A 13,877-nucleotide genomic window follows, 5' to 3' on the forward strand; every position below is an offset into this window, starting at 1 on the left:
GCCCGCCCCCACCACCTTTCCGTGGTGTACCAACCCCCCGGGGGGGGGGGGGTGGGGGGGCGGCCCCCCCCCGCCCGGGGGGGGGGGGGGGGGGGCCCCCCCCCCCCCCCCCCCCGATTCCGGATTCATCGGATGATCGGCGATCAAGCTCAGTGTCGCTCGTCTGCTTTGCGCTTTTGATTGGCATTTAGACATAGATGGGGTCCAATCTCGTATTGCATTCGTCACACGTCTGACATACGCTCCGCCCAAGACTTCGTAGCGATTGGCAAAAGAGTGCGGTCGGGCCGCACCACGCGCCCCCCGCCGATCCTTGGTGGCGTCGCTGTTCCCTGCTTGTCGCTCGATGCACGTCCCCGGCACCAACGTCGACGACAAGTGAGAAAGGACAGCACGTGAGACCAGCCGTATCCACCACCCGCACGGCACTGCTCGCGGCGGCGCTCGTCGCCGCCACGCTGCCGGCCGTGGTGATCAGTCAATCGCCCGCCTCGGCCGCGGTCCAGGAGACGTACTACGTCGCCCCCGACGGTAACGACTCCAACGCAGGCACGCAGGCGTCACCGTTCAAGACGGTGCAACGCGCGCGGGACGTCGTTCGTACTGTTAACGCGAACATGTCCGGCGACATCAACGTCTACCTGCGTGGCGGCAGATACCCGGTCACCAGCACCGTCGAGTTCGGCGCCAGCGACTCCGGCACCAACGGGTACCGGATCAGCTACGCCGCCTATCCCGGCGAGACCCCCATCCTCGACGGCGGCGTCCCGGTCACCGGCTGGACCCAGCACAGCGGCAACATCTGGAAGGCGCCGCTGGATCGCAGCACCAAGCTGCGCACGCTGTACGTCAACGACAAGCGGGCGCAGATGGCGACCAAGACCGTCAGCTCGGCGGGTTGCTACGGGACGTACAACGTCACCGCCGGGCAGGCATCCTGGGCGTGGGAGTCGGGCTCCCAGTGCGACGGCGCGAAGTACAGCCAGAGCGACTTCCCCGCCATCCCCCGCAACCAGGACGACATCGAGATCGAGACCGGCACGACCTGGACCACGGCCATCGTCGGCGTCCGTCAGGTGACCACCGACGGCTCGAACCGGGTCGCCCTGTTCCAGCAGCCCGGCGCGGCCATCGCGCAGGGCGCGTTCAACGGCAACGCCCAGGTCGGCGGCAGCCACAAACTCATGAACGCGTACGAGTTCCTGGACGCACCCGGTGAGTTCTTCTTCGACAAGGGCACCAAGACGGTCTACTACTACAAGGCCAGCTCCGAGGACATGACGACCGCGTCGGTGTACGCGCCGAACAACGTCACCACCGTGCTGCGGGTCGCCGGCACCTCGACCACCAGCCACGCCCGCAACATCACGTTCTCCGGCCTGACCGTGCAGCACTCCGACTGGAACCTGTTCAACGTCGCCGGCTCGTCCTTCAAGCAGGCGCAGCAGGGCAACCTCGGCGCGCAGGCGTACGCGAAGGGCAACTTCCACGTCTACTACTACCGCAACGTCGACGTCACGCCCGGCATCGTCCAGGTGCAGAACGCCGACGGGATCCTTTTGCAACGCAACCGGGTCCAGCACACCGGCGCCGACGGCATCAGCATGGTCAACGACGTGCAGAACTCGCAGTTGATCGGGAACTACACCAACGACATCGCTGGCTCCGCCATCGACGTTGGTCATCCCCAGCACGTCTACATCGGAGACGGCACGTCGAGCAACCGGGAGAAGTACCTCCCGCAGGTCGAAGGGCTGCCGAAGAACATCGAGATCAAGAACAACTACCTCTACGACAGCGCGGTGCTGTTCAACGGGCACAGCCCCATCTCGGCGTACTTCGTCGACACCCTGACGATCCAGCGCAACCGGATCGAGAAGGCCCCCTGGTCGGGCATCACGATGGGCTGGGGCTGGTGGAACTTCGACGGCTCATCGGGCTCGATCGCGCCCAACCGGCCGACCACGACGGCGCGGAACAACACCATCAGCTACAACCACATCATCGACACGGTGCAGCGCCTCAGCGACACGGCGCCCATCTACACGCTGGGCAGCCAGCCCGGCACCACGATCACCAACAACTACCTCCAGGGCGTGCCCTCGGGCCACAAGTACGGCCTGCACCCCGACGAGGGCTCGGCGTACATCACCTTCCGGGACAACGTCCTGAGCATCGACAAGAACGTCACCTGGATGATCAACTCCGACGACTTCGGCCGGAAGCACGACCTGAGCATCACGCAGATCTACGGCCCGATCAACAAGGTGTCGAACAAGAACCTGCCGAACAGCACGGTCGCCGACATCCTCGTCTCCTCCGACTACGTCTGGCCGGCGGCGGCGTACGGCATCGCGGCGAACTCCGGCCTTGAGGACGCCTACCGGGACATCATCCCGGCCAGCAGGTTCTCCGTGTCCAACTACGTGCTGCCGGCCAGCACGTACGTCACCAGCGCCACGGCGACGATCCCGATCCGGAGCACCGGCGACGCGAGCAAGTCGGTCTGGCTGGCCCCGTACGGCACGACCACCTTCACGGCCGGGGCGACGATGACGCGGGCGGCCGGTAACGCCACGTCCATCGCCGTGCCTTCGACCCAGGGCGAGTACCGCCTCTACGTCGTCGACGCCCAGGGCAACCGCTCGGCCGAGTCGACCTCGATCGTCCGGCAGCAGAGTGGCGGCGGCACCCAGCAGGGCGGCCAGCTCGTGGGCGGCCAGTCCGGCCGCTGCATCGAGGTCCCCAACTCCTCGACCACCAACGGCACCCAGGTACAGCTCTGGGACTGCGGCAGTGGCACCAACCAGCGGTGGACCTCCACGTCCAGCAAGCAGCTGATGGTGTACGGCAACAAGTGCCTGGACGCGTCCGGGGCGGGCACGGCCAACGGCACCCAGGTCATCATCTGGGACTGCCACGGTGGCGCGAACCAGCAGTGGAACATCAACAGCAACGGCACCATCACGAACGGCCAGTCCGGGCTCTGTCTCGATGCCAACGGCGCGGCCAGCGCCAATGGCACGAAGATCATCCTCTGGTCGTGCAACGGAGGCCCCAACCAGCAGTGGACGCTGCGTAGCTAGGCGGTCGTCAGCCGGGGCCGGGCCGACTTTCGGCCCGGCCCCGGCTACTTCTGGTAGCCGTAGTTGTCGCAGGTCCGGCGTCCCAGGACGCAGTTCTTGGTGCGCCTGTTCATCGTGTTGACGTCCCACATCACGAACGCGTCGCCGTGCATCGACGAGGCGCTCTTGCCCGCCTTGTCGGAGGCGAGGTAGTAGCCCGCCGGGGTGCCCTTGGCCGGGTACTGGATGTCGAAGGTGATCGCCGGGATCCGAACGGGGTGGCCGGGCGGGCAGGCGCCGCCGCTGCCGTACGCCACATGGTCCTTGTGGTTGGGGCTGTCCAGGTGCTTGCCGTCCCAACAGTCCGGGAACTGCAGCATGAAGTGCAGCGTGGCGGTCCCGCCGCAGATCGGCCAGTTGCCGTTGGTGCTGCGGGCGACGCCGTCGAGGTCACCGGGACCGTAGAAGGCGCAGTAGAACTGGCCGGTCGCGCCGCGCGGTGTCGGTTGCTTCTTCTTGGCGTCGCCGGAGATCATGCGCAGGCCGTTGGGCATGGGCATCTGGCCGGTCGAGTTCTTCGCGAGCGAGCGGTAGTAGACGCGGAAGCCGGTGGTCTCGACCGGCTTCCCGGTCGCGTTGTCGTAGAGCGTGGGCACCCAGTACGCGGAGTGATCCTGGATCGGCTTGCAGGACGTGGCCGTGAACTTCGTCAGGTCTCCGGCGACGGTGTTCGCGTCGACGGCCTTGTTGCCGACGAAGGAGTGCATGTGTGAGGCGCCCGGGAGGCCGGGGGCGACGATCGGGTCGTCCGGCAGTCGGTGGCTGTACTGGCAGTCCGCCCGGAACTCCGGAAGGTCGCCGACACCGGCCGGGGCGGGGTCGATCTTCAGCGCCTGGTACTCGTCGGCCTGCGCCTTCCAGGCCGCCCGGTCGATCGGAACCCAGCCGGTCACAGGGGTCTTCGGTGCGGCAGCGGCCGACGGCGTCGCGCCGGTCGACGGAGTCGCGGAGACCGAAGGTGTCGCGGAGGCCGACACCGCCGTTCCGGACGACTCCGCCTGCCCAGCCGACGGCGACGGATACTCGGCGGCGTTGGCCGCGTTCGACGGCTCGGACTGCGCGGCACCGTTGCCCAGGTACACGGCCCCGGCCGCGACGACGAGCACGACGGCCACCCCTGCGGCGACGCTCAGTCTCTTGTGGGTGGCCCATCCCGGGGGACGATGACGTGACGGCGGCGGGCCTTCGTACGACACGGGTCACTCCCAACCAACTGACGACAGGCTGACCCAAACGGTCACGGGCCGCCGTATGGTAGGCATTCGCCGCGCGTGCCGGACAGGGTCTTTAAACACTCTTAATCAAGCCGGTCCGGGCGTACTTCTGGACGAAAAATGGGTAATGGTGGGCGATGAAGTCGACCTGGAAGCCCCACGAGAAGCACGGCGGCCTGACCGACAAGGACAAGCGCGAGCTGCCGGAGACCGTCTTCGCCTTCCCCGGCAAGCGCAAGGAGCCGATGACCGACGCGAGCCACGTCCGCAACGCCATCGCGCGCTTCGACCAGGTGCAGGGCGTCACCGACGCCGACCGCGACCTGGCCTTCCAGAACATCCTCGCCGCCGCCAAGCACTACGGCGTGGACGTCGCCGAGACGAACTGGAAGCAGCTCGGCAAACTACCGCACACGCCCAATCCGGCGCACTGAACGCGGGCCGGGGATGGGTTCCGGGGCCGGTTCGCGGGCGTGTTAGCGTGCTCGTCGTTGTCAGCGAGCGCCGCTAGCTCAACTGGCAGAGCAGCGGACTCTTAATCCGCGGGTTCGGGGTTCGAGTCCCTGGCGGCGCACCAACGAGAAGGCCCTGACCTGGTGGTTCACACCGGGTCGGGGCCTTTTTCATGTCCGGGCGTGGGTGGTGGTGGCTCGGTGGGTGCTCGGGAGCCGGTGGACCGGGGTGGCATCGGTGGGACGCGGCGGGGTGCTCCGGGACGCCGGTCGGTGGCTGCGGCGCGGGATGGTCGTGCGGCCGGGGGTTGCGGCTGTCGGTGGTTCCGGATCGGTTCGGTGGGCGGTTCCCGAATGGGTTCGGAGTCGGGAACCGGCGATCTTGGCGGAACGCGGTATGCCGGTTCTGCAGCTTTCGTCGTCACCTCTTCGGCTGATTCGGTGAACAGTGATCATGGAAAACGTCTCACAAACCCCGTTTTGAGGGTGCGGGAGTTCCCTCGGGGCGTCACTGCAGTGCCGGATCGCCGGGATGGTGGGGCGTCGACGGGGTGGGGGATCATCGATGGGTGGCCGGTGATCGTGAGCTGTCGCCTCGGCGGTGGCGAATCCTGTCGTTCCTGGCATAGCACGGCTGGGCCACCACGAGCGACATCGCGGTGGTAGCGGGGGTGCCGCGTTTGACCGCGCACCGGGACCTCACCTGGTTGCACACCATGGGCTTGGTGGGCCGGGAACGGTCGGCGGAGGACCGGGCGCACGCCTGGTGGTACAGGATCACCGGGGAGGGGACCGAGCTGCTGGATCGTGATCTCGTCTTGTCGGGGCGGCCGGTGCCGTTGCGTCTGGGTCAGCGGGACTGGGGTGCGGCGCACTACCTGCTGTTCCTGCCGCTGCTCGCGGTGTCACGCCAGGATCCCGCCCGGTGTGGGCTGTTCCAGTGGTTGACTACTTTGGACACGTCGGTGTGGCTGCGGGAGCATGGCTTGGCGCATCTGCGTGCTGACGGGTACGGCGTGTGGCTGCAGGACGGCCGGTGTCTGCGGTTCCTGGTGCACGTCGACCCCGGCCCGGTTGGTGAGGTGATCGCCGAACGGGAGCGGTCAACTCTCGGACTCGGTGCTGTCCTGGCTGGCTATCGGCGCACTGACCCGGTCTTGCCGGTCGGCGTGGTGCTGGTCATCGCTCAGGACGCGGAACGGGAGGCCAACCTGCTCGCTGATCTGGTGAGCCGGCCGCTGCGGGCGCCGATCGCGATTACCACTGTCGGCCTGTTGCACCACCACCGGCCGCACGAGCATGTGTGGCGGATCCCGGCGGCGGGCACCGCACGTCACCGGCTGATCGACATCCCTCCTTCACCCGGAGCCTTCCCGGTTGATTCGAAGGTAGTTGGGCCAAAGTAATTGAATGCGTGGGAGCCGCCATAGGGCGGGCACCTGAGGAGCAAGCATCGGCCGTATAATATATCCGCTTCTGCCGATGTGAGTGCGCCCGAAGTGATGCTGACACCCCTGCAAACACCAAACGACGCGCTGACGAGTTCCTGGAGGTGCGCAACAGAAGTCAACCGATCCCTGAAGCCCTAATGCCTCCGCTGTTCCTCCATGCCTGCCGTCCAGACCAAGCCGGCCTCTTTCGAATCCATTCGGTAGGTAGACCCTATCTGTGACCCATTGCGGTCTTCAGCTGATGAACCGAACGATCGTCGTGGACCGAAGCCGTATTCGGTCCATCTCCGATTCCAGCCCGTAGGTCTTGCGCGAGTTACACAGCCAGTGGGCGCACTGTGCGTTGTCTCGTCGGTGTTTTCCTCCTCGCGCGAGCGGGGTCACGTGGTCGAGGCTGACCGACATCGGGTGCGGAAAGATGAGGGTCCGATCAACCGGTCGCTTACAGATTCCGCATGTCCAGCCGTCGCGCTCGTAGATCTCGATGTCGGTGAACTTCTCGGACTCCGGGTCTCGGCGCGCGAGGCGACGGTTGCGCTTGTTGTTGCGATTCTTTATCCGGCGTAGCTCCGGCCGGTCCTTAAGCCACTGCTGGGTCTGCCGCTTCCACGCTTGTTCACTGCAGGGCGGGCAACGCTTCCGAAAGTTTCCGTTCCGGCCCGTCTGCTCGATGGTCTTGCCGCAGCCGAGACACGTGGTGCTCCATACCGTCGGCGGCAGCGCATTCGCATTCCGGCGGGCCTGCTCGGCGCGGCGCGCATACTCTGGCCGGCAGTTTCGACAACAGATGGGGAACGCACCAAGCCGCTGTACCGGTTTAACCGCCGAACAGATGACACAGGTGAAGACGACGGGCCTGCGCGCAGTCGTTGCAGCGCGATTTCTGGCGTTCTGACGCTCTCGCAAGCCGCGTGCCGTGCACGAGGGACAGTGCTGAGGCGGATTGCCGCCACGCCCCTTCCAACGGAATTCGCCAGCGCAGCTGCCGCACCGGTGAATCTCCGGACGCTGGGGATAGTTGTCGGCGTAGTACCGCCGGGAGTACTCGACGCGCCGTTGACGGTTATGAAGCTCGGCGCACGATGCACAGCGGGCGGGCCGCTTCCCTCGCCCCTGGATCTGCGGTAATGAGCCGTCACAGTCGACACATCGGCGCTCAAGTTCAGCCTGGATGCGGGCCTCTCGCTCCGGTGCGCGCTTGCGGCGCTGAGCTTGACGAGTCTGTTGACGTTTTCGTTTGAGCTGGCAGTCGCCGCATCGTGGAGAATGTCGGCCGGGACCCCTGACCGGCGGAAGTTCACCGCTGCAGTCGACACAGGAGCGGACCGCGCTATTCATGTGGCTCCCGTTCAGGGACCGCGATGTCGTCGTGGGTCGATCACCTGTCATGGTCGCCCCCCTCCAGACTGGATCACGATGAGACGGTACCCGCGAGGTGCGACACTTCTAGGTTGCAGCACCCGATCGAGGGAGGTGATCAAGAGACGGGCTCCGGTGGGGGTCGGAGCCGAAACAGGCTGCCACCCCTGCTTAAGTGCTTGCGAGCGATCCCACAGCGGTTCTCCCGCCTGACCGTCTGTGCTGGAGACACAGCTCTGTGACGTTGGTGGCTGCGCGCGGCGAGCCGCGGCTTGTTTACGCCTGTGACGGGCCGCCGGCCGTGCCGGCCCGGTCCTGCTTGGCCTTGGTGGCCCGGTTTCGCAGCATCCCTTGCTTGACGCCCAGCTCCTAGGCTGCGTCGCAGTTCTGACAGCCGGAGTTCAGCACCAGTGCCACAGCCTGGCGCCGGAACTCTTGGGGTTCTTACACGGCGGCGCCATGCGGTTCCTCCTCCTCGGCAGGATGACAGGTCAGGAGGTGCCCGGTCACTTCACCGGCATCGGCGCCTTCACCCGGCACGGTGAACAACGCCCGCGAGACATCACCGCTCCGCTGCACTTGCTGCCGGCACGCCGGCGCTATCCTCGTCCGCCTGACCCAGACGTGACCGGACCTGGTGGCCTGGGCACCCGACGAATCGCTTACTGCAGACGCAAGCTCACCCAGTGGCAGCACAGCGGTCACAATGCAGTGGTGATTGTGCGCATCAGCAAGCCGTGGTGGATCGTGGGTCTGGTGGTCGGGCTAATCGCGCTAGCCGTGGCGCTGGCGCGAGCTGGGCTGGAGGACGCCGACCGTTGGTCCAGCGTGATCAGCATGTTTGTCGGTACCACCGGGCTAGCCCTGGCTGTTTGCAGCGTGGTCAAGGCGCGCGGTAGCTCGTCCGGGCCAACGAATCAGGTACACAACACAGTCACGGACGCCTTGGTGAAGGGGACAGCCCTGCTTGGCCGGGACGTGCGGCGCGTCGGCTCGGGCCGCCCGGCATCGACCGGGGCCGCGGCACGCCCCGAGCAAGGACCGTCGGAGGTCCGCAACGAGGTGCGAGGCGGCACCTTCCACGAACCGTTAATCATGGGCCGTGACATCGAGGATGTCTCTCTGCCGCCGCCCACGTCCTCGATTGAAGGCAACGACTCGGGAACCGCGAAGTGAGATTCGATCGAGTGTCGAACAAGATCACCGGGGGGCTGTTCTTCAGCTCGGTGATCATGGGGCGAGATATCTCAGTCACGTTGCCAGCCGAGATCCGGCCGGCCTTGACTGGGCTGCCGCCAGCCTCGCCCGTGTTCACCGGGCGCGAGCATGCTGCGGAGGCCCTACGCGAAGCGTTGAGGCCCGACTGTCCCGGCGGCGTCCAGCTGGTGTCCGCGGTGGCCGGGATGGCCGGGGTCGGCAAGACCGAGCTGGTGCTGCACATCGCCCACGAGGTCCTTGCTGATGGATGGTTTCCCGGCGGCGTGCTTTTCGTTGACATGTTCGGCTACGACCCTGACCGTCGGGTTTCCGCCGAGGACGCTCTGGCGGGATGGCTGTCGGCGCTAGGGATCCCGGGTGAGCACATGCCGGCCGACTTGAGCGGCCGGTCCCTGCTCTGGCGCAGCGTCCTTGACGCCTATACCACTCACGACCGGCGGCTGCTGCTGGTCATCGACAACGTTGACAGCGAGGAACAGGTCCGTCCGCTGTTGCCTAGCGATGGCCGGATACCGGTGCTAGTGACCTCTCGGCACACGCTCGACTTGGACGCTCGGCTGCACGATCTGGATGTGCTGGGACAGGATGCCTCCACCGACGTGCTGGCCGAGGTGATTGGTACTCGTCTCGGCCCGGAGGATCCACGCCTGCAAGCGGACCACCGGGAAGCGCTGACCGAACTCGCAGGCCTGTGCGCGGGGCTGCCGCTAGCGCTGCGCATCGTGGCGGCGCTGCTGGTCGACCGACGTCAGCTACAGCCGCAGACACTCGCCGACCGGCTGCGGGCCGAACAGCACCGCTTGTCCGGCTTGACCCGGCAGCAGAAGGCCGTACGCTCTGCCTTCGACCTGTCCTACCAGCATCTCACCGTTTCGCAGGCGCGTCTGTTCCGGCTAATCCCCATAAATCCGGGGACCGACATCGCCACCATCGCCGCCGCCCACCTCGCCGGGCTCCCGGAGCATGAGGCCGCGGAACTGCTCGCCGACCTGCATCGGGCCCATTTAGTGACCGAACCAGCACCGGAACGCTGGAGCATGCACGACCTGCTCCGTCTGCACGCTGCCGAACAGCAGCGCACCAGTGACGGCGGTGAGGAAGCCGAAACCAGTCAGGCGCGGCAGCGGCTGTACCGCTACTACCTTTGGGCTGCTAGTGCGGCGAGTACGCATCTGACCCCAACTGCGGTGGCCGAATCGCACACCTTTGCCAGCCGCGGCGAGGCCCTGACCTGGCTGGACAGCGAGCACGCCAATCTGATGGCTGTGGCGGCGAGCGCGCCGGCCTTCCGGATGACCGAGGTGACGATCGATCTCGCTCTGACCCTCGGCGAGTACCAAAGCCTGCGCCGCCATTTCGATGATTGGATCATCATCGCCACCCGGGCTCGGCACCTTTGTCATCACGTCGGTGATCGATCCCGCGAAGCTGCGGCGTCGAACAATCTGAGCATCGCGTATTACCAAGCTGGGCACTTCAGCGCGGCCGCGGAAGCCGCAACTCATGCTCAGCAGCTCTTCCATCAACTCGGCGATCAGCGCTATGAGGGCGCAGCGTGGGACAATTTGGGACTAGCGTTAACCGAGATGCAGCAATTCGAGGAGGCTGCCGAAGCATTCGGCAACAGCCTCAAACGGCTGGAGGAAGCCGGCGACCTACGCGCGACCGGCCGGGTGTGGAACGACTTCGGCATCGTCCTCCGCCAAACGAACCGCCTCGACAAGGCGATCGAAGTCAGCGCCAACGCGCGCGACATCCTCCGGATGGCTGGTGACAAACACGGCGAAGCTAAGGCGTGGGGCAACCTGGGCGGTGCTCTTGCCGAGAATGGACAGCCCGATGAAGCAGCAGAAGCACAGGCTAACGCGCGTAACCTCTTCCAGGAGGCGGGGGATCCGCACGGTGAAGCAGTGACGTCGAACGACCTAGGCCTCGCGCTGATTGAAGCCGGCCGTCCTGACGAGGCCGTCGAACCGGCTATCCACGCTCGGGAGATCTTCCAGCAGACTGGCGATCACCGGGGTGAAGGTCTGGCTTTGAATAATCTCGGCATCGCTCTAAATCGGCTGGGTCGGCACCGTGATGCCTACAAAGCCCACAGCACGGCCTTAGACATTTTCGATCAGCTTCGCGATCGCCTCGGACTGGCGCAAACCTGGGCTGGCCTCGGACGCACGTTGTCCGGCCTCAACCGGCTCGATGATGCCATCGATTCACACGCCCGAGCTGGCTTAATCTTTGCAACGTTAGGGGATCGGTATGGCGAGGGGCAGGAGTACCGACAACTCGGCATCGTCCTGTTCGGCGCGGGCCGGGTCGGTGATGCTGTCAAAGCCCACCTTCAAGCAGGGAAGATCTTCCAGGATATTGGCGAGCGGCAAGAGGATGGTCTGACCGCGGGAAGCCTGTTCTTCATCCTGGCGGAGGAGGGACTTCCCGGCTCCCGCGACATTGGGGAACACGCGATCCTCGCCTTGTCCGAGGGCGGCAAGCAGGATCTTGTAGCCGACATCCGGGAGCGCCTCGACGAGCTCCCCAGGTGACCGCCTCAACTCGGTCAACGGGAACGCGGGAACCAGCCGGCATCGTCGATGAGCGCTGCGATCCGCGACTCGAGTCCTGCAGCTGCGGGCACTCTTGAGTGAGCTGGGATTCTTAACTCTCTGCACTCATTTGCCGCAGATCGCGCGGCTCGCTTCGTGCTCGGTGCGGCCATCCGCGAGGCCGGCGAGAGGGCGTTGCAGGTTCAGGTACGCGAGTTGGCGCCAACGGAGGGAGCGGCTGCCGATCGCGCTGCTGGTGTCGGCACTGCCTGCCCTAGGCTGACGCAATGAGGGAACGGGGCATGAATCAAACTCCGGCGCTTGCCCTACCTGGCGGGCGTTGATGGATCGGCAGGCTGCGGTGCCGACTCACGTGCTCCCGAACGAGGTCCGGGCTGACGTGGAGACGCTGTGGCGATACCACGACATGCACCACGAGCTGCGCCCGTGCGACGTGGGCATCGGCTTGGGCAGCCATGACCTCGGCGTGGCGATGGTCGCAACGCGGCTGTTTCAAGCAGGGTTGTTCCCGTGGATCGTTTTCACCGGAGCGAACGCACCGACAACGATCGAGCGGTTCCCCCGCGGCGAGGCGGTGCACTATCGCGAGTACGCGGTTGAGCAGGGTGTGCCGGCGGAGTCCATTCTCGTGGAGCCGCGTGCCACGAACACCGCCGAGAACATCGAGTACTCCCGCGCGCTCCTGACCGAACGACAGATTCCCGTGCGGTCGGTGCTGATCATGTCGCGGCCCTACCAACAGCGCCGGGCCTACGCCACCTGCAAGCTGATGTGGCCGGAGATCGATGTGGTGTGCGCCTCAAACCCGCTCGAGCTGGACGACTACGTGAGCAGCATCGGCGACCCGCGGCGGGTGGTGGACATGCTGGTGGGCGACACGCAGCGGATCGAGGTGTACGCCGAGTGCGGGTTCGCTATCCCCCAGGAGATGCCGGACGAGGTGCGGGCGGCCTTCGAGCGCCTGGTGGCGGCTGGCTACACGAGCCGGTTGATCTGAGCCCAGCTACCAGCGGGGGCCTCCCGTCCGGACGCCCATTCGGTCGCTGAGTTCGACGGCCAGTCGTGGTGGCCGGGGGCGGGTGAGGATATCTCGGACGAGGTCGCGGGAGAGCTGGTGGTAGCGCACCTGGTCGGGCCCGAGGGTCTCGGCGTCTAGGAGCGCGGCGAGCGCGTCGTCGATGCGGTTCCACCGGGCGAGGGCTCGGGCGGTTTCGATGGCGTGGCGAACCTGCCGCTCGACGGGCACGGTGCTGGTGTCGAGTGGGGCGCCGATGGCGATGGCGCGTTGCACATCGCCGAGTTCCATCGCCACGGTCGTCTTGTGGATCGATACGTTGGTCGGCCCGAACGCGGTCCACACGTGGTTGCCGTCGGCGCCGAGCCGCTGTGCGGCGGTATCGGCTTCGGTGATGTGGGTGTCGGCGGAGGCGCGGTCGTCGTCTCGGGCGGCGGCGAGCGCGCAGACGAGGTGCAGGCTGCCGTAGACCGACAGCAGCTGCGGAGTCGGCTTGACGAGCCGGGGTTCCAGGAACCGCGCCGCCGTGGCGGCGAGGCCCAGGGCTTGGGCGTAGTCGCCGATGGAGGCGAGCGAGTGCGCGGCAGAGCGGCTGAGTGAGCCGATGACGACGTGGTCGTGGCTGGCGTTGGCGGCGGCCAAGCCTCGGCTGGCGGCGGTCCACGCGAGGTCACCTTCGCCGAGCTTGGTGAGGAACAACGCGGCGAGCTGGTGGGCGTAGGCGGTCATCGCGTGCGCGCGCTGGCCGTCGTCTCCGTCGTACGCCTCGGTGGCGGTGAGGCAGTCGTGGATGAGGTAGGGCAGTCGGCGGGCGAGGGTGCCGTACCGCGAGTGCTGGTAGGCGGTCCAGATCTCGGCGACGTCGTTCTCGATCTCGCGCAGGGCGGGTGCCTCGACGTCTCCTGTGCTGGCAAGCGCCGGCGCGAGGTGGCGATAGTCGTGAAGCGCGGCCCGCAAGGCGGGGATGGTCTCGCGTCCGGAGTCGTCCGACCACTCGAACAGGCTCGGGGCGCCGATTAGGTCGCCGAGGGACACGTCGAGGGCCTTGGCGATCGCGCGGATGACCGACAGCCGGTCCAGGTCGGCCCGGTTCGTTTCGACCTTGCGTAACCACTCCTGCGTCTTGCCGACCAGACCGGCCAGCACCTCCTGGGAGAGCCCTCGCCGACGCCGGTAGAAGGCGACGCGCTGGCCGATCGTCATGTCGTCCGTCATCCCTCGCACACCATCACCCTGCCCGTTGAAGGCTGCCGGACCCGGTACGGATTTTCCCGGTCCTCCGGACGGACCGCCCCTACGTTCAGTTCACCCCAGCTCACCGGCGGTGTCGATGCCGGTGTCGGGATGACTGACAGGGAGCTGCAGATGGAGGGATCGATGAGCGGCGCACCACACCACGGCTTGGGCCGCTGGCTCGGCCCGTCCGGGAGTGAACTGTCTCGACGTTTTCCCCGCCTGCGTACTGCCATGAGGGCTGCG

The 13,877-nt window shown here is 66.5% G+C and carries 9 protein-coding genes and 1 tRNA gene; 7 read left to right on the plus strand and 3 right to left on the minus strand.

The genetic code is table 11. The features are described 5' to 3' along the window. Positions 1-395: 395 nt before the first annotated feature. Positions 396-3,086 carry an RICIN domain-containing protein gene (locus tag ACIA3K_RS15055; RefSeq protein ID WP_396801524.1) on the plus strand — a complete coding sequence of 897 codons (2,691 nt, stop codon included), beginning with the start codon at positions 396-398 and terminating at the stop codon, positions 3,084-3,086. A 44-nt stretch (positions 3,087-3,130) separates the two neighbouring features. Here the strand turns inward: ACIA3K_RS15055 and ACIA3K_RS15060 are convergent, their stop codons facing one another. After that, on the minus strand, positions 3,131-4,231 hold the full coding sequence (locus ACIA3K_RS15060; RefSeq protein ID WP_396801525.1) for a DUF1996 domain-containing protein: 1,101 nt from the start codon (positions 4,229-4,231) through the stop codon (positions 3,131-3,133). A 245-nt stretch (positions 4,232-4,476) separates the two neighbouring features. On the opposite strand from ACIA3K_RS15060, the gene ACIA3K_RS15065 reads away from it, so the two are divergent. From ACIA3K_RS15065 to ACIA3K_RS15075, 3 genes are all read left to right on the plus strand, one after another. Beyond that, positions 4,477-4,773: a DUF6582 domain-containing protein gene (locus tag ACIA3K_RS15065; protein ID WP_357173115.1), complete on the plus strand. Its 297-nt coding sequence runs from the start codon at positions 4,477-4,479 to the stop codon at positions 4,771-4,773. Positions 4,774-4,840: 67 nt separating this feature from the next. Continuing rightward, a tRNA-Lys gene (locus ACIA3K_RS15070) sits at positions 4,841-4,916 on the plus strand. Between the two features lie 546 nt (positions 4,917-5,462). Further along, positions 5,463-6,197 carry a hypothetical protein gene (locus ACIA3K_RS15075; protein ID WP_396801527.1) on the plus strand — a complete coding sequence of 245 codons (735 nt, stop codon included), beginning with the start codon at positions 5,463-5,465 and terminating at the stop codon, positions 6,195-6,197. 279 nt (positions 6,198-6,476) lie between these two features. Here the strand turns inward: ACIA3K_RS15075 and ACIA3K_RS15080 are convergent, their stop codons facing one another. Next, positions 6,477-7,148, minus strand: coding sequence for an HNH endonuclease (locus tag ACIA3K_RS15080; protein WP_396801529.1), 672 nt, complete (start codon positions 7,146-7,148; stop codon positions 6,477-6,479). A gap of 912 nt (positions 7,149-8,060) precedes the next feature. Here ACIA3K_RS15080 and ACIA3K_RS15085 point away from each other — a divergent pair. The 3 genes from ACIA3K_RS15085 to ACIA3K_RS15095 all read left to right on the plus strand — a co-directional run bounded on the left by ACIA3K_RS15085 (position 8,061) and on the right by ACIA3K_RS15095 (position 12,380). Beyond that, the gene (locus ACIA3K_RS15085; RefSeq protein WP_396801530.1) at positions 8,061-8,777 is read left to right on the plus strand and encodes a hypothetical protein; all 717 of its coding nucleotides are present in this window, start codon (positions 8,061-8,063) and stop codon (positions 8,775-8,777) included. Between the two features lie 11 nt (positions 8,778-8,788). Beyond that, on the plus strand, positions 8,789-11,362 hold the full coding sequence (locus ACIA3K_RS15090) for an ATP-binding protein (protein WP_396801531.1): 2,574 nt from the start codon (positions 8,789-8,791) through the stop codon (positions 11,360-11,362). Between the two features lie 343 nt (positions 11,363-11,705). Then, positions 11,706-12,380 carry a YdcF family protein gene (locus tag ACIA3K_RS15095; protein WP_396801532.1) on the plus strand — a complete coding sequence of 225 codons (675 nt, stop codon included), beginning with the start codon at positions 11,706-11,708 and terminating at the stop codon, positions 12,378-12,380. A 6-nt stretch (positions 12,381-12,386) separates the two neighbouring features. Here the strand turns inward: ACIA3K_RS15095 and ACIA3K_RS15100 are convergent, their stop codons facing one another. After that, a complete protein-coding gene (locus ACIA3K_RS15100; RefSeq protein WP_396801533.1) occupies positions 12,387-13,613 on the minus strand; it encodes a helix-turn-helix domain-containing protein in 1,227 nt (408 codons plus the stop codon). Positions 13,614-13,877: the final 264 nt, after the last annotated feature.

This window comes from Micromonospora sp. NPDC051543 (assembly GCF_044454415.1).
Taxonomy (GTDB): domain Bacteria; phylum Actinomycetota; class Actinomycetes; order Mycobacteriales; family Micromonosporaceae; genus Micromonospora.

Bases quoted from the DNA above. Each gene is read 5' to 3' on its own strand.
- ACIA3K_RS15065 (WP_357173115.1), top strand. From the start codon at position 4,477: ATGAAGTCGACCTGGAAGCCCCACGAGAAGCACGGCGGCCTGACCGAC.
- ACIA3K_RS15085 (WP_396801530.1), top strand. From the start codon at position 8,061: ATGCGGTTCCTCCTCCTCGGCAGGATGACAGGTCAGGAGGTGCCCGGT.
- ACIA3K_RS15095 (WP_396801532.1), top strand. From the start codon at position 11,706: ATGGATCGGCAGGCTGCGGTGCCGACTCACGTGCTCCCGAACGAGGTC.
- ACIA3K_RS15100 (WP_396801533.1), bottom strand. From the start codon at position 13,613: ATGACGGACGACATGACGATCGGCCAGCGCGTCGCCTTCTACCGGCGT.